This window comes from Nocardioides sp. 1609 (genome assembly GCF_004522105.1).
GTDB lineage: Bacteria > Actinomycetota > Actinomycetes > Propionibacteriales > Nocardioidaceae > Nocardioides.
Genome location: NZ_SPUJ01000005.1, coordinates 26,528 through 41,358, shown reverse-complemented (window position 1 = coordinate 41,358; position 14,831 = coordinate 26,528). Strand labels below are relative to the sequence as shown.

15 protein-coding genes are annotated in these 14,831 nt (G+C 72.1%); 9 read left to right on the top strand and 6 right to left on the bottom strand.

The genetic code is table 11. The annotated features are described in order from the left end of the window. Nucleotides 1-33 precede the first annotated feature (33 nt). Together E4623_RS14035 and E4623_RS14030 are read right to left on the bottom strand one after the other, a co-directional pair. Nucleotides 34-630: a dual specificity protein phosphatase family protein gene (locus E4623_RS14035; RefSeq protein WP_134767188.1), complete on the bottom strand. Its 597-nt coding sequence runs from the start codon at nt 628-630 to the stop codon at nt 34-36. Between the two features lie 191 nt (nt 631-821). Further along, nucleotides 822-1,853 carry an ADP-ribosylglycohydrolase family protein gene (locus E4623_RS14030; RefSeq protein WP_134767187.1) on the bottom strand — a complete coding sequence of 344 codons (1,032 nt, stop codon included), beginning with the start codon at nt 1,851-1,853 and terminating at the stop codon, nt 822-824. 81 nt (nt 1,854-1,934) lie between these two features. Here E4623_RS14030 and E4623_RS14025 point away from each other — a divergent pair, with 81 nt between their 5' ends. The 5 genes from E4623_RS14025 (at nt 1,935) to E4623_RS14005 (ending at nt 6,057) form a co-directional block, all read left to right on the top strand. After that, nucleotides 1,935-2,684: an NUDIX hydrolase gene (locus E4623_RS14025; RefSeq protein ID WP_209020693.1), complete on the top strand. Its 750-nt coding sequence runs from the start codon at nt 1,935-1,937 to the stop codon at nt 2,682-2,684. Further along, nucleotides 2,681-4,177 (top strand): SIR2 family protein, encoded by a 1,497-nt coding sequence (locus E4623_RS14020; RefSeq protein ID WP_134767186.1) that lies wholly within the window; start codon nt 2,681-2,683, stop codon nt 4,175-4,177. Before E4623_RS14025 ends, E4623_RS14020 begins: the two co-directional genes overlap by 4 nt. 787 nt (nt 4,178-4,964) lie before the next feature. After that, nucleotides 4,965-5,405, top strand: a complete 441-nt coding sequence (locus tag E4623_RS14015; protein WP_134767185.1) for a hypothetical protein — start codon at nt 4,965-4,967, stop codon at nt 5,403-5,405. 44 nt (nt 5,406-5,449) lie between these two features. After that, entirely contained in the window at nt 5,450-5,677 is a 228-nt protein-coding gene (locus E4623_RS14010; RefSeq protein WP_134767184.1) for a hypothetical protein, read from the top strand. Further along, nucleotides 5,674-6,057, top strand: coding sequence for a type II toxin-antitoxin system VapC family toxin (locus tag E4623_RS14005; protein ID WP_134767183.1), 384 nt, complete (start codon nt 5,674-5,676; stop codon nt 6,055-6,057). Before E4623_RS14010 ends, E4623_RS14005 begins: the two co-directional genes overlap by 4 nt. A 446-nt stretch (nt 6,058-6,503) precedes the next feature. Here E4623_RS14005 and E4623_RS14000 read toward each other — a convergent pair whose 3' ends face one another. The 3 genes from E4623_RS14000 to E4623_RS13990 all read right to left on the bottom strand — a co-directional run bounded on the left by E4623_RS14000 (nt 6,504) and on the right by E4623_RS13990 (nt 10,831). Continuing rightward, nucleotides 6,504-9,440, bottom strand: coding sequence for a vitamin B12-dependent ribonucleotide reductase (locus E4623_RS14000; protein ID WP_134767182.1), 2,937 nt, complete (start codon nt 9,438-9,440; stop codon nt 6,504-6,506). A 172-nt stretch (nt 9,441-9,612) separates the two neighbouring features. Then, nucleotides 9,613-10,095 carry a transcriptional regulator NrdR gene (nrdR, locus tag E4623_RS13995; protein ID WP_134767181.1) on the bottom strand — a complete coding sequence of 161 codons (483 nt, stop codon included), beginning with the start codon at nt 10,093-10,095 and terminating at the stop codon, nt 9,613-9,615. A 241-nt stretch (nt 10,096-10,336) separates the two neighbouring features. Then, on the bottom strand, nt 10,337-10,831 hold the full coding sequence (locus tag E4623_RS13990) for a mismatch-specific DNA-glycosylase (protein ID WP_167736642.1): 495 nt from the start codon (nt 10,829-10,831) through the stop codon (nt 10,337-10,339). Nucleotides 10,832-10,917: 86 nt separating this feature from the next. On the opposite strand from E4623_RS13990, the gene E4623_RS13985 reads away from it, so the two are divergent. The 3 genes from E4623_RS13985 (at nt 10,918) to E4623_RS13975 (ending at nt 13,328) form a co-directional block, all read left to right on the top strand. After that, a complete protein-coding gene (locus tag E4623_RS13985; protein ID WP_134767179.1) occupies nt 10,918-12,210 on the top strand; it encodes a nucleoside transporter C-terminal domain-containing protein in 1,293 nt (430 codons plus the stop codon). 80 nt (nt 12,211-12,290) lie between these two features. Continuing rightward, complete coding sequence (locus tag E4623_RS13980) at nt 12,291-12,680, top strand: hypothetical protein (protein WP_134767178.1); 390 nt, start codon at nt 12,291-12,293, stop codon at nt 12,678-12,680. Between the two features lie 126 nt (nt 12,681-12,806). Continuing rightward, a complete protein-coding gene (locus tag E4623_RS13975; protein ID WP_134767177.1) occupies nt 12,807-13,328 on the top strand; it encodes a hypothetical protein in 522 nt (173 codons plus the stop codon). A gap of 142 nt (nt 13,329-13,470) precedes the next feature. Here E4623_RS13975 and E4623_RS13970 read toward each other — a convergent pair whose 3' ends face one another. Beyond that, entirely contained in the window at nt 13,471-13,803 is a 333-nt protein-coding gene (locus E4623_RS13970) for a LysM peptidoglycan-binding domain-containing protein (RefSeq protein ID WP_134767176.1), read from the bottom strand. 278 nt (nt 13,804-14,081) lie between these two features. On the opposite strand from E4623_RS13970, the gene lexA reads away from it, so the two are divergent. Next, nucleotides 14,082-14,810 (top strand): transcriptional repressor LexA, encoded by a 729-nt coding sequence (lexA, locus tag E4623_RS13965; protein WP_134767175.1) that lies wholly within the window; start codon nt 14,082-14,084, stop codon nt 14,808-14,810. Nucleotides 14,811-14,831: the final 21 nt, after the last annotated feature.

The following is a 14,831-nucleotide window of genomic DNA, read 5'->3' as shown; positions in this document are numbered from 1 at the left end:
CGCCGCGCGCCCCGGACGCGGAGCCGCGGGCCGCTACGCCCCGGAGCGGCGCTGCTGGGCGATGATCCGCAGCACGTCGAGCGGGTTCTCCTGGCGCCAGGCTCGCAGCCGGGCGCGGCCGCGGCGGCGTTCGGAGGAGGACGCGCTGATCCGGTGGTGGTACCAGCGCAGCGCGTCCTCGGCGTAGGCCACCGCCGAGATCGGCCGCACGTCGCGGATCGCGGCGATCGCCTCGACCGGGTCGACCCCCTGCGCGAGCAGGACGGCGTACCCGAGCGACGGTCCGCGGTTGATGCCCATGTGGCAGTGGGTGAGGACGACGGCGTCGGGGTCCTCCAGCGCCTCCAGCACCCAACTGACGCCGGCCTCGAACCAGGCCGGTGGCACGCGCTGCCCGGCGTCGTCCATGCCGTGCCAGAGGTAGGTGACACCGGGGGCGTGACGCCCGACGAACTCGCGGTCGTCGGCCTCGACCCGCGCGTCGATGACATGGGTCATCCCGGCCGCGACGAGCTCGTCGAGCTGCCGCGCGGCCAGCGCGTCGTCACGCTGGTCGAGGTCGCCCCCGACGAGCAGCCGCTCGGTCACGAACACGGCGTTCGCGTGCTCGAGGTCGGGCCGGGTGTTCACGGAGTCCACTCTGCACCTCGCTGCCGACACCGCCACACCCGGCCGCGGACGACTTGTGCCGCGCCTCGTCCGGGCCTGGGAGCACGAGGACCTCGACGCTGCCGGCGGCCAGGTGCAGCGCCGCTGGGGTCAACGAGTCGCACCCCGACCGACCCGTGCCCGCCGCGAGGTCCGGGTCCTGGACGCCCGGCTCAGGGAGCACAATGGTCCGACCGGGTGGGCACCTCGGGCGCGCCGTCGTCGCCCCCGACGACCACGCTCACGGCGCGGGCGGCGAGCGCGACCAGGTCGTCACCGTCGCGGCCCGGCCAGCCGTGCACGGCGCGGCGCCACTCCTGCGGCACGGCACCGGCTCCCCAGCGGGCGCCGAGGAGCCCCCCGGCGATGGCGGCGACGGTGTCGGTGTCGTTGCCGATCCGGACGGCGGCGTGCAGCGCGTCCTGGAGCTGGCGGTCCTCGGTGTCCGCCGTCGCTGCGATCGCGGCGACGGCGGCCTGGAGCGCGGTGACGGTGAAGCCGTTCGGGTTGAACCGGTCCGCCGGGCCGGTCCCGGCGTCCTCGAGCCAGGTCGCCCACTGCTCGCGGCGCTCGGTCGGCACGAGGTCGAGGCCCGCCGGGACGTCGGTCCGGCCGTCGACGACCGCGACGCGGATCGCCTCCGACCACAGCACGCACGCATCGCCGGCCAGCGGGTCGGCGTGGGTCAGCCGGGCGACGAGGCGTGCGGCGCGGGCGAGCCGGGCACGGTCGTCGAGGTGGGCGAGCGCGACGGGCGCGGTCCGCATCAGGGCGCCGTTGCCGGCGGAGTGCGCGTGCTCGACGGCGTAGGTCGCGGCCTCGAGCGTCATCACGGCCGCGGGCCGTCCGCCGTCGCGAGCGAGGCTCCGCCGGGTGGCGCCCAGCACCGCGCTGGTCTGGACGCCGATGTCGGCCGGCCCGTCGTCGTACCAGCGCAGGAAGCCGAGCGCGACCTCGTCGAGCGCGTCGTCGCGGGTGAGGTCGGCGCCGGTCGCGGCGACCTCCGCGATCGCGACCGCCATCGCGGTGTCGTCGCTCCACTCCCCCGGCGCGAAGCCGCCGAGCCCGCCCCCGGTCATCTCGGCGAGCTCGTCGGCCGCCGGAGGACGGGCGAACTCGTAGGGCACGCCGAGGGCGTCGCCGGCAGCGGTGGCGAGCAGGACGCCGGCGGCGCGGTCGTGCTGGGCGGCGGTCAGGGGTGTCATGGGCAGCTCCGATCCTCGCTTTGCGTGCATATGCGATAACTGTAGCACCCGGCGTGCGCAGATCTGCGCTAACTTGGTCGCGTGACCGACCTCGGCGGCTACCCGCGGCCCCATCTCGCGGTCGACCTGGTCATCCTGACCGCGGGGGTCCTGCGACCGGACGACGACCGGGTCTCGCTGGGCGTGCTCGTCCAACGACGTCCCGACGGCCGCGCCGTGCTGCCGGGGCGCTTCGTGCGCGAGCGCCACACGGTCCTCGAGACCGTGCGCGAGCTGCTGGCCGAGAAGCTCGACTTCCGGCCACGCCGCGACGTCCACCTCGAGGTGCTCGACATGTACGACGCCCCCGACCGCGACGAGCGCGGCTGGGTCGTCTCGGTCGGCCACCTCACGACGCTGCGGCCCGACGACGTCGCGCGACTCTCCCCCGACCTGGTCGAGGTCCTGCCGGTCGCGGGCAACGCCGCCCGCGGCCGCCGCGTCACCCGCGAGGCGCTGGCCCACGACCACGACGCGATGGTGACGACCGCCGTGCGCCGGGCACGACGACGCTACGAGCGCTCCCCCGACCCGCTGCGGCTCGTGCGGGCGCCGTACACCCTGAGCCAGCTGCGCCACGTGCACGAGGCCGTGCTCGGGGAGCCGCTCAAGCGCGACACCTTCAACCGGCGGATGCAGCCGTTCCTCACCCCCGCGACGGACGCCGGCGGCGACCTCCTCGTCTCCGACACCGGTGGTCGGCCCGCCCAGCTGTTCCGGCCGACCGCCGCGAAGGACCGCGACCCCGAGGCCGGACCGTTCCCGCTGCCGCGGACGGCGGCAGCGCGGTGAGCGGGCACCTCTTCGTCGCGCACGGCGACCTGACCCGGCTGGCGTGCGACGCGGTCCTCGTGCCGTGCGACGGCGCCGGCAACGTCTCCGACTCGTGGTCCGCCTTGCTGCCTCCGGGGCTCCCGCGCGGCGACCACGCGGGCTGGCTGCGGGTGGGGCGCCCGGACGCTGACGGCGTCGTCGACCTCGGCACGCACGAGCAGCGACGCGTCGTCGCCCTCGACACCGTCAGCGGCTCCCTCTCTCCCGCCGAGCTCGCCGAGCGGACCTGGGCAGCGGTGGAGCGGCTCGGCTCGCGCCTCGTGGCCCGGGACGGTCGGCACCGCGCGCTGGTCGCGATCCCGCTGGTCGGCACCGGCGACGGCGGGCTGGCCGGGCGCCGCGGCGAGGTGGTCGCCGCGCTGCTCGAACGCCGACGCGACCAGCCGCCGACCGCCGACGTCGCGCTGGTGCTCCGTGACCGGAGAGACGTCGCCGCCGTCCAGCGACACCGGGTGGACGACGACTGGGCCTGCCTCCCGCCGCACCTGCGCTGCGAGGCCGACCGGCTCGGGACGCTCGCCGGCGAGGGCCGGCTCTCCCTTTTCCTCGGCGCCGGTGTCTCGATGCCGGTCGGCCTCCCCGCCTGGTGGTCGCTGCTGCGGTCGATCGCGGCCGAGGACCCGGTCGTCGACCTCACCGGCGTCGACGATCCCCTGGACGCCGCGAGCCGGCTCGTCCGATCGCGGGGCACCGAGCGGTTCCTCGACGGCGTCGTCACCCGGGTCACGACCGGCCGGCACGGCATCGGCCACGCCCTGCTCGCCGGCCTCCGCGTCCGCCAGAACGTGACCACCAACTTCGACGCCTGCTACGAGACCGCGCTGCACGGCGTCCACGGCGACGGCGTCGACGTCCTGACCCGCAGCGTCGCCGACGGCGGCCGGCCGTGGCTGCTCAAGCTCCACGGCGACGTCGCCGCGCCGGCGTCCCTGGTGCTGACGAGCGAGCAGTACGCCGCCCACGCCGCCGACCACCAGGCCCTCGACGGCGTCGTCCAGGCCCTCCTGCTGACCAGCCACCTGCTCTTCGTCGGCTTCAGCCTCACCGATGCCAGCTTCCTGCGCCTGGCCGCGCAGGTCGACGTCGTCCGCCGGGGCAGCGCCGGCGCCCGCACCACCCCGAGCGGCACCGCCCTCGCCCTCACCACCCGCGACGTCAGGACCGCCGGTTACCAGGGCCTCACGGTGCTCCCGATGAGCCAGGGCCTCGACCACCCCGCCGCGGGCCGGGTCCTCGAGATCTTCCTCGACCGCCTCGCCTGGACCGCCGCCCGCACCCACGACCTGTCCTCGGAGTACCTGCTCGACGAGCGATACACGTCAGGGTTGACCGCGGCTGACACGGCGCTCAAGCTGCAGCTGCTCGCCCTGGTCGCGCGACCCGAGGTTGGTGACAGTGCGGCCTGGCCCCACGTCGTGGAGCTGTTCGCAAGACTCGGGCGCCGGGTCTGACGCCATCGGTCAGGGCTCGACCGTGACCGGCGGTCAGCTGAAGCGTCGTCACGCCAGCTCGACCACGTCACCCCCGGCCTCGGCGTCGACGAGGTTCCGGTTGCGTCGGCGACTGTTCCGCTGGTCGCGCCACGGTCCTTCGCCTGCTCGTAGGGCAGTCGCATGCCAGCCCAGGGCGGCGGGTCACCGGCACGCATCACGCGCTTGGTCACCCGGTTCTCGCGGACCTCGATCGCGAAGAGCTCACGGTCATCGCGTCGACACCCCACGATCGTCCCGTCCAGCACGTGGTCGAAGGTGAAGTCACGAAACGCCGGGTCGTCGACCGTGCGGGCCTCGGCGGTGGGCGAGAGGAAGTGCTGGATCAGGTAGCGCATCCACTCGACCGGCGCGTAGAACTTCTCCTCCCCGTCGTAGGCCAGGCAGTCGCCCTGCCCGCACACCACCCACTGGCACCACAGCTGCGGCTGCCCCGGCGCGGGGTGGTTGTAGGCCTCCGCGCCGCCGTCCGGCCGGTCGTCCACGCAGGGATTGCCAGGCACGAAGTACGGCCCCTCGGGGCGGTCCCACCTCCGCGTCCTGGCGAACGCCGTCAGGTAGTCGGTCTCGGCGTTGTTGAGCGGCGGGGCGATCTCGATGTGACCGACGAAGTCGGTGGTGCAGCCCATGTGGTCCTCCTGGTTCGCGGAGCCTCGACCTTCGCTCCTGCCGCTCCCCGGCGCCACCAGCACTCCGAGGCCTGTGGAGGACCGCAGCAGACATCTCGCCATCCGTGCACAGTCGGCTCATGAAGCTGCAGCCCCGCGACTACCGAGACCCCGAGGCGCTCATCACCGAGGTGGCCGAGCGCGTGACCCTCCGCGCCGGGGACGTCTACCTCGTCCTCGTCGCGCATCCGTCGACCGAGCAGCGGGTCGACAAGGTCGTCCTCCTCGACCTCGACGCCGAGCAGGAGGACTGCGAGGACACCCGGGAGGAGCTGCACCGGGTCATGCAGACCTTGCCCGTTCCCGACGTCGTCCCGCCGACCCACGGCGTGATGACCGTGGTGGTCCGTCCCGGCCGCACCGTCATCAGTGCTGCCGAGGCGGCATGGTTGCGGGGGTGGCGCTACGCCAACCATGGCCGGAGCTGCTACGACACCGACCTCATCCTGGTCACCGAGCACGGCTGGACGGACCTGATGACCGACTGGGGCGGAGCCCTTCCCGCGATGGCGGCACCGTGAGGGCCACTCCTGCACACACCCAATCTGGGTGTAGCGTCGACGGCATGGTCAAGGTCATCCAGGTGCGCGGCGTCCCCGACGACACGCACCGCGCCCTGCGCGACCGCGCCGACGCGGCCGGGATGTCCCTGTCCGACTACGCCCTCCAGGCTCTCGTCGAGTACGCCGCCCGTCCGCCGATCGCCGACACCCTCCGGCGCGCCGCCCAGCGCCCGGGCCGGGTCAGTGCCGACGTCATCGCTGCGGTGCTCGACGACGCACGCGGCCCGTGATCGTCCTCGACACCTCTGCGGTCGTGAACCTGCTCGTCGGCGACGAGGCACGACCAGGGCTGACCGCCAGGGTCACCGACGCCGCCAGCATCCACGCACCGCACCTGCTCGACACCGAGGTCGTCTCGGCGCTGCGCGGACTCGTCCTCGGCAAGCACCTGTCGGTGCGACGTGCCGAAGCAGCGCTGCACGACTTCCTCGACCTGCCCGTCGTCCGCTACCCGGCCACCCCGCTGCTGAGCGACGTGTGGCGACGACGCGGCGCCCACACCGCCTACGACGCCACCTTCATCGCGTTGGCAGCCGCGCTGGGATGTCCGTTGGTGACGTGTGACGGGAAGACGCGGCGCGCTCGCGGAGTCGACGTCGAAGTGTTCTGACCTGCTGCGTTCGAGGCGTCTGCCTGTGCAAGATCCACCATGCCGCGTTCGACAACCGCATCCTCGGCATCCGACCTGACCTCACCCTCCACGTCCGGCAGGACGTCCTGGAGGAGGTTGACGGCTGGATGCTCAAGGGCGGCATCCAAGGCGTCCACAACAAGTCTCTGGCTGTCGTGCCTGCGCAAGAGCTGCTCGTCCGAGCCGGGAACGGCTCGAACAGCGGTATACCGAGTTCCTCGACGCGAGCTAGCAGTCCGACCGTCGTCCGGGACAGGCCGCGCATCTGAATGCGATTCGCAGCACCTTCACCGTGTCCGGGCGCCCCGTCAGCCTGTTCGAGAACGCCGACGCGGCTGTCGCACGTCGTCACCTACGAACGACACTCGCCACGAACCAGAACAGCCGGACACCCGAGGGTGCCCGGCCGTTCGTGGGTTGCTGGGTCAGCTGCAGCCGCTGGTGCTGCCGCAACCCTCGCAGACGTAGCAGGAGCCAGCGGGGCGCATCTTGGTGCCGCAGGTCATGCAGAGCGGGGAGTCGACGGCGGTGCCGGTGAGCTGCTCGAGGAGCTCGGCGGAGGTGTGGGCCTTGGTCGTGGTGACCTTGGCGGGGACCTCGCGCTGCTCGGCCCCGCGGGTGTCCTTGGTCTCGACGACCTCGGCATCCGTGGTCACGGGCTGGGGCGAGACGAGCTCGACGCCGGACTCGATGAGCTCGGAGGCGTTGCCGGTCTCCTCGGGCGGGAGGTCGTAGGAGCCGGTCTCGAGGTGGCGCTGGCGCTCGGTGGCGGAGTAGATGCCGAGCATCGAGCGGGCGTCGAAGTCGAGGTAGTCGAGCGCGAGCCTGCGGAAGACGTAGTCCATGAGGGACTGCGCCATCCGGACGTCGGGGTCGTCGGTGAGGCCGGCGGGCTCGAAGCGCAGGTTGGTGAACTTCGAGACGTAGGTCTCGAGCGGGACGCCGTACTGCAGGCCGATCGAGACCGCGATCGAGAAGGCGTCCATCACGCCGGCCAGGGTCGAGCCCTGCTTGCCGAGCTTGAGGAAGACCTCGCCCAGCTCGCCGTCGTCGTGCGCGCCGGAGGTCATGTAGCCCTCGGCACCACCGACGGTGAACGACGTGGTGCGCGAGACGCGCGACTTCGGGAGGCGCTTGCGGGTCGGGGCGTAGATGACCTTCTCGATGACCTTCGCCGGCGCTTCGTCGGGCGCGGCGTCCGAGGCGACGTTGGAGTCCTGGCCCTTGTTGTCGCCCTTGCCGCCGGAGAGCGGCTGGCCGACCTTGCAGTTGTCGCGGTAGACGGCCGTGGCCTTGAGGCCGAGCTTCCACGACTGCAGGTAGACGTCCTCGATCTCCTCGACCGTGGCCGACTCCGGCAGGTTGACCGTCTTCGAGATGGCACCGGACAGGAACGGCTGGCAGGCAGCCATCATCCGCACGTGGCCCATCGGCTTGAGCGAGCGGGCGCCCATCGCAGTGTCGAAGACCTCGTAGTGCTCCAGGCGCAGACCGGGCGCGTCGATGACGTGACCGTGCTCGCCGATGTAGGCGACGATCGCCTCGACCTGCTCGGGCTGGTAGCCCATCTTGCGCAGCGCCCGCGGGATCGTCTGGTTGACGATCTGCATCGAGCCGCCGCCGACGAGCTTCTTGAACTTCACCAGCGAGAAGTCGGGCTCGATGCCGGTGGTGTCGCAGTCCATCATGAAGCCGATGGTGCCGGTGGGCGCGAGCACCGAGGCCTGCGCGTTGCGGAAGCCGTTGGCCTCGCCGAGCTTCTGGACGTCGGCCCAGGCCTGCGTGGCCAGCTTGTGGACGCCGCTGTCGGCGATCGCGAGGGTGCGGATCGTGTCGTTGGCCGCCTGGTGCTTGCGCATCACGCGCTTGTGGGCGTCGGCGTTGCGGGCGTAGCCGGCGTAGGGGCCGACGACGGCGGCGAGCTCGGCCGAGCGCTTGTAGGACTGGCCGGTCATCAGCGAGGTGATGGTCGCGGCCATCGCGCGGCCACCGTCGGAGTCGTAGCCCAGGCCCATCGCCATCAGCAGCGCGCCGAGGTTGGCGTAGCCGATGCCGAGCTGGCGGTAGTTGCGGGTGGTCTCGCCGATCGGCTCGGTCGGGAAGTCGGCGAAGCAGATCGAGATGTCCATCGCGGTGATGATGAACTCGACGGCCTTCGCGAACAGGGCGGCGTCGAAGGTGTCGTCGTCCTTGAGGAACTTCAGCAGGTTCAGCGAGGCCAGGTTGCACGAGGAGTTGTCGAGCGACATGTACTCCGAGCACGGGTTGGACGCCGTGATGCGGCCCGTCTCGGGGTTGGTGTGCCAGTCGTTGATCGTGTCGTCGTACTGCAGGCCCGGGTCGGCGCAGGCCCACGCGGCCTCCGAGATCTTGCGGAACAGGCCGCGGGCGTCGACGCGCTCGATCTCCTCGCCGTTCTTGCGGCCGCGGAGCGCGAAGTCGGTGCCGTCCTCGACGGCGCGCATGAACTCGTCGGAGACACGGACCGAGTTGTTGGCGTTCTGGTACTGCACGGAGGTGATGTCGGCGCCGCCGAGGTCCATGTCGAAGCCGGCGTCGCGCAGCGCGCGGATCTTGTCCTCCTCCTTCGCCTTGGTCTCGACGAACTCGACGATGTCGGGGTGGTCGACGTCGAGGACGACCATCTTGGCCGCGCGGCGGGTGGCGCCACCGGACTTGATGGTGCCGGCGGAGGCGTCGGCGCCGCGCATGAAGGAGACCGGGCCGGAGGCGGTGCCGCCGGAGGAGAGCAGCTCCTTGGAGGAGCGGATGCGGGAGAGGTTCAGGCCGGCGCCGGAGCCGCCCTTGAAGATGAACCCCTCCTCCTTGTACCAGTTGAGGATCGAGTCCATCGAGTCGTCGACCGACAGGATGAAGCAGGCCGAGACCTGCTGCGGCGAGGCGGTGCCGACGTTGAACCAGACCGGGGAGTTGAACGAGAAGTACTGGTTGACCAGGAGCCAGGTGAGCTCGTGCTCGAAGACCTCGGTGTCGGCGTCGGTGGCGAAGTAGCCGTGGTCGGCGCCGGCCTTGGTGTAGGTCTTCACGATCCGGTCGATCAGCTGGCGCAGGCTCTGCTCGCGCGCCTCGGTGCCGACGGCGCCGCGGAAGTACTTGGTGGTGACGATGGTCGAGGCGTTGACCGACCAGGTCGAGGGGTACTCGACGTTGCGCTGCTCGAAGACGGTCGCGCCGGTCTTCCAGTTGGTCTGGACGACGTCGCGACGCTCCCAGGTGACCTCGTCGTAGGGGTGGACGCCGGGCGTGCTGAACACGCGCTCGACGCTCAGTCCCCTGCCGTGCCCCTTGCCGTTCGTGGTGCCCTGGGTCGAGCTGCTGGCGCCGCTGACGGTCTCGGTCATGGGGGTGTCTCCTCTGGTCAGTACCTGGTCTAGATGCAGTCTTGCGTCGCCCACCGACACGACGTCGTCGCCGGCGGGCCCCGATGGTCGGGGGTGGAGAGGTGGAGCTTGACGTGGGGAGAGATGGTGCGCCCGGCAGGCAGCTTCCCCACTACCTGCCGGGCGGTCTGGGTCAGCCGGTCGGTGCCGGCTGGGTCTCGAGCGACGGCGTCGACTCGGCGTGCATCGCCGCGATCTCCTTGATGAAGTCGTCGGCCGACTCGAAGGAGCGGTAGACGCTGGCGAAGCGGAGGTAGGCGACCTCGTCGAGGGCCCGCAGCGGACCCAGGATGGCGAGGCCGACCTCGTGGGCCGGAACCTCGGCGGCGCCCGTCAGGCGCAGGGCGTCCTCGACCTCCTGGCCCAGGCAGGCCAGCTGCGCGTCGGTCACCGGACGGCCCTTGCAGGCCTTGCGGACGCCGGCGACGGCCTTGTCGCGGGCGAACGGCTCACTGGCACCGGAGCGCTTCAGGATCGAGAGCTGCATGAGCTCGACGGTCGTGAAGCGCCGCTCGCAGGACGAGCACGTGCGGCGCCGGCGGATCGAGCCCCCGTCGTCGGCGACGCGGGAGTCGAGGACCCGGGTGTCGGTGCCGCGGCAGTAGGGGCAGTGCACGGTGGTCCTCCTCTCCGGCGCGCTCGAACAGACCCGTCAGGGCCTGTGGACAACTACCGGTCTCCTGGGGAGAACACCGGCCAACCTGTGGGTCTTCCGCATCCGGCTGTGAACTAGATGTGGATAACTACACCGTTGTAAGTACTAGATGTTGTGTGAACCGTACGCGGGCGGCGGACGACGCGCAACCTGAACGGCGAACTTTCCCGCAGTGGTCCGGACGGGTCGGAGAAACCGCAGGTCAGAGCGCCAGGGCGGCCAGGTCACGCCACCACGCCAGGCGTGTCGGGCGCCCGTCGTAGTCGTGACGCTGGTTGGCGCCGCTGACCCCGGGCAGCACGAACACCTGGGCGCCGCCGAGGTACCAGTCCCGCGGCCCCAGCCCCGGGCGTCGTACGCCGTCGGCCCGGGCCGCCTCGGCCGCGACGGCCTTCGAGGTGAAGGCGATCCAGTCGGGCCGCCAGGTCTCGAGCTTCGCCGCCAGCGCGTCGAGCTCGACGCTGCGCGGGTCCCAGTGCCCGACGAGGTCGGTCAGCCCGAGACCGAGGTCGGCGACGAGACGGTCCTCGTCGGGTCGCAGCCGGCGCGGCGAGAAGCCGCTGAGGTGCAACGACTCCCAGAAGCTGTTGCCGGGCGTCTCGTAGTAGTGGTCGCGCAGCGTGGTGCTCGCGGCACCCGCGAGGCCGCAGAAGACCACCCGCGGCTCCGCAGCGACGATGTCGGGCAGGACCTCCATGCCTCCACCGTCACACATCGAGGCCCCGCGGCGTGTCGCCCGCCGAGGTGACCTGCGCGGCCCGCCAGGGGTGGTGGAGTGTCGCCATGGCCGACCTGCGCGGGGTCCTCGGACTCGCCGTCCTGCTCCTCGTCGCGTGGCTGCTCTCGAAGGACCGCCGCGGCGTCTCGTGGCGCGCCGTCGGGGTCGCGCTCGCCCTCCAGGTCGGGTTCGCGGTCCTGGTGCTGCGGTGGGGACCGGGCGAGAAGGCGCTCGGCTGGGTCTCGGAGCGCGTGGAGTCGCTGATCGGCTACGCGAACGAGGGCACGGCGTTCGTCTTCGGCCCGCTGCTCGACGTCGGCGAGGAGGGGTCGACGATCTTCGCGCTGCAGGTGCTGCCGGTCATCATCTTCCTCGGGACCCTGATCGGCCTCCTGTACTACCTGCGCGTCATCCAGTGGACGACGTACCTGGTCGGCGGCGCGCTCTCGAAGCTCCTCGGCATCGGCAAGGTCGAGTCGTTGTACGCCGGCACGGTCGTCTTCCTCGGCATGAGCGAGGCCCCGCTGATGGTCCAGGGCTACCTCGGCCGGCTCCGCCAGGGACAGATCTTCACGATCATGACCGCCGGGTTCGCGGCCGCCGCCGGCTCGACCCTGGTGGGCTACTCCCTGCTCGGCGCGCCGCTGGAGTACCTGCTCGCGGCCACCGTGATGAACGCGCCCGCCTCCATCCTGATGGCCAAGCTGATGTGGCCCGACAGCGTCGCCGACCCCGAGCACGAGAAGGACGAGCACACGGGCGACGACACGGGCGACAACCTGGGCGGGGACCCGGGCGACGCCGAGGAGGTCGACGTCCGCGACGTCCGCGACGAGGAGTCGGCCAACGTCATCGACGCCCTCGGCCGCGGTGCGATGGCCGGCGGGAGGATCGCGGTCACGGTCGGGGCGCTGCTGATCGCCTTCGTCGCCCTCATCGCCCTGGCCAACGGGATCCTCGGCGGCGTCGGCGGCTGGTTCGGGGCCGACGACCTCACCTTCGAGAAGATCCTCGGCTGGGCGGTCGCGCCGCTCGCGTGGCTGCTCGGCGTGCCGTGGTCCGAGGCCCCCGACGCCGGGTCGTGGATCGGCCAGAAGACCGTCCTCAACGAGTTCGTCGCCTACGCCGACTTCGGTCCGCAGGTGGGCGACCTCTCCCCCGTCACCGTCGCCGTCGTGACGTTCGCGCTCGCCGGGTTCGCGAACTTCTCCTCCATCGCCATCCAGATCGGCGCCCTCGGCTCGCTGATGCCCGAACGGCGGGCCGTGGTCGCCCGCCTCGGCCTGCGCGCGCTGCTGGCCGGCAGCCTCGCCAACCTCGCGAACGCCGCCATCGCGGGCGTCGTCATCGGCTTCTAGGGCCACACCGGAGGGGCCCACGACGCCCGAGTGCGCACCCGAGGACGCCACGGCGGCGCACCGTCACGCACAATGACCCCGTGGCAAACGGCAAGCGCGCAGGGGCGAGGACCAAGCGGCGCTTCCGACCTGCCCTGCTCGCCCTGGCGCTCGGCGTGACGCTCGCCGTCGTCGCCTGGGGCTACCTCGTCTACGCCGCCATCGACTTCGGCACGTCGGCCCGCGGCGGCGACTCCACCGCCTGGTGGTTCCTCGCGCTCGCGGCCCTCGGCGCGGTGGCCTGCCTGTTCCTCGGGCTCGTGCTGGTCACGCGGATCAGCCGGGCGATCGGCCTCACGCGCGGACCCGAGCCCCGGACCCCGCCGGGACCGACCGGACTGGCTGGATCGGACGGACCGACCGGACCGACCGGACCGACCGGACCGGCCGCACCGCCGCCGACGCCCGGCGGGCGCCGCGCTGCCCGCTGACCCGTCCACGGTCGGGGCCGAGACCGGTGTGACGCCGACACCCCGGCGGACCGCTTCGCGGCAATCACTCCCCTCCGGGCCTCGCGGGACCTACGCTGCCCCCAACGAGGAGGCCGAGGCGGACCGGTGGCGACCAATCACGACGTGCGGGTGACAGGTGCGAGCGTCCTCGACGGGCGCTACCGCACCACGTGCGCCTGCACGTGCGGATGGACCGGCGAGTCGGACGAGGCCCGCCAGGCGGGCGCCCTCGCCGAGGCGGCCAGGATCCGGGTCGACCACCTCCTCGAGGCCCACCCGAAGCAGACGCCGTCCTCCTTCTTCCGGCCCCGGGCCGCCGCGCGCTACCGGCACCCGCGCTCGCTCAGCGCCGCCACGCAGCAGGGACGACGGTGGGTCCGGTACGCCGGGTGCGCCTGTGGCTGGACCCACACCGTGCACGGTCGCTCGGCCGCCGCGACGGCGCGGATCGCGCGGACGCACCACCTCGAGCACGTCAACCTGCAGACCGGGCGGACGCCGTGGCGCGACTACGTCGTGCTCGTCGCACTCCTGGTGCTCGGCGTCGCGGTGGTCGGCGTCCTGGCCGCGATCGCGATCAGCAGCGGCGGCGGCGACCCGACGGACCTCGGCTCCCTGTTCGGCTGACCCGCCCCACATCTCGGCCCGGCGCCGGGCGTGGTCCGGACGCGGAACGGGGGCGAAGCCGTCTTCCCTCGGCTCCGCCCCCGGTGTTCCCCTTGATGAATCGCCCGCCGGGGTCGAAGCGGCGGACGACGTCGGTGCGGTCTCAGTCGACCGGGACCTCGAGCCGCTGGCCCGCGTCGAGGGAGACGTCGGCGAGGTCGTTGAGCTGGACGAGGTGGTCCATCGTGTCGCGGACGTCGTCGCCGTCGCTCACGTCGGAGGCGATGCTCCACAGCGTCTCGCCGGGCGCGACCACGATCGTCTCGGTGGCCTCCCGCTCCGCGGTGGCCATGGAGTTGCCGGCGAAGGCGACCCCGACCGCCGCCAGGACCAGGAGGGCCAGCACGAGGACCGCGAGCCGACCGCGGCGGGTCAGCCGGTAGTCGGGCAGCCGAGCAGCCGCCGGCGCGGTGGGTGCGATCGTCGTGGTGCTCATGGGTGCCTCCTGGGGACGTGGCCGTGCTGGTGGAGCCGGGGAAGTTCGCTGTCGATCCGATGTCTAACGGGGAGCACCGACAGTCCTGCCGGTGCGCCGCTCTCGATCAGACGTTCGATCGAACACATGAGCGAGACTAGATCAGGTGTTCGAACGACGCAACCCCCGTCTCGAACAGGTGTTCCCACGATGCGCTCCGACCGCGGACCCGTCCGGACCGCGACACGCCGTTCGAACACCTGTTTGAACTCGGTGCCGATCGATGGCACGCTGCAGCCATGCCCCGGACACGCACTGGCACCCCGAAGATCACCGAGCTCCCGGACGGTCCCGCCGACGCGACCGGCCTGACCCCGCGCCAGCAGCGGGTCCTGGCCACCATCAAGGACAGCATCGAGATGCGCGGCTACCCGCCGAGCATGCGCGAGATCGGCGAGTCCGTCGGGCTCACCAGCACCTCGAGCGTGGCCCACCAGCTGCGCACGCTGGAGCAGAAGGGGTTCATCAAGCGCGACCCCAACCGCCCGCGGGCCCTCGAGGTGTTCCTGCCCGAGGTGATGGCCGCGCGGCGCTCCCTGGGCAGCAGCGACGACTCCTCGGTCGACGAGACCGGCATCGGCGACACCGCTCCGCCGCCCACGAACGTCCCGCTCCTGGGGCGGATCGCGGCCGGCGGTCCGATCCTCGCCGAGCAGACCTACGACGACGTGTTCCCGCTCCCCCGCCAGCTGGTCGGTGACGGACAGCTGTTCATGCTGGAGGTCTCCGGCGAGTCGATGATCGAGGCCGCCATCTGCAGCGGCGACTACGTCGTCGTCCGCCAGGCGCAGACCGCCGAGAACGGCGACATCGTCGCGGCGATGATCGACGGCGAGGCGACGGTCAAGACGTTCCAGCGCAAGGACGGCCAGGTCTGGCTGCTGCCGCACAACCCGGCGTTCGACCCGATCGACGGCACCCACGCCTCGATCCTCGGCATCGTCACCGCGGTGCTCCGCAAGGTCTGACGCTCGCCCGCCCGCAGGGCC

Coding starts and splice junctions, on each gene's coding strand:
- E4623_RS14030 (WP_134767187.1), bottom strand. CDS start 1,853: ATGACACCCCTGACCGCCGCCCAGCACGACCGCGCCGCCGGCGTCCTG.
- E4623_RS14000 (WP_134767182.1), bottom strand. CDS start 9,440: ATGACCGAGACCGTCAGCGGCGCCAGCAGCTCGACCCAGGGCACCACG.
- E4623_RS13985 (WP_134767179.1), top strand. CDS start 10,918: ATGGCCGACCTGCGCGGGGTCCTCGGACTCGCCGTCCTGCTCCTCGTC.
- E4623_RS14015 (WP_134767185.1), top strand. CDS start 4,965: ATGAAGCTGCAGCCCCGCGACTACCGAGACCCCGAGGCGCTCATCACC.
- lexA (WP_134767175.1), top strand. CDS start 14,082: ATGCCCCGGACACGCACTGGCACCCCGAAGATCACCGAGCTCCCGGAC.
- E4623_RS14010 (WP_134767184.1), top strand. CDS start 5,450: ATGGTCAAGGTCATCCAGGTGCGCGGCGTCCCCGACGACACGCACCGC.
- E4623_RS13990 (WP_167736642.1), bottom strand. CDS start 10,831: ATGGAGGTCCTGCCCGACATCGTCGCTGCGGAGCCGCGGGTGGTCTTC.
- E4623_RS13970 (WP_134767176.1), bottom strand. CDS start 13,803: ATGAGCACCACGACGATCGCACCCACCGCGCCGGCGGCTGCTCGGCTG.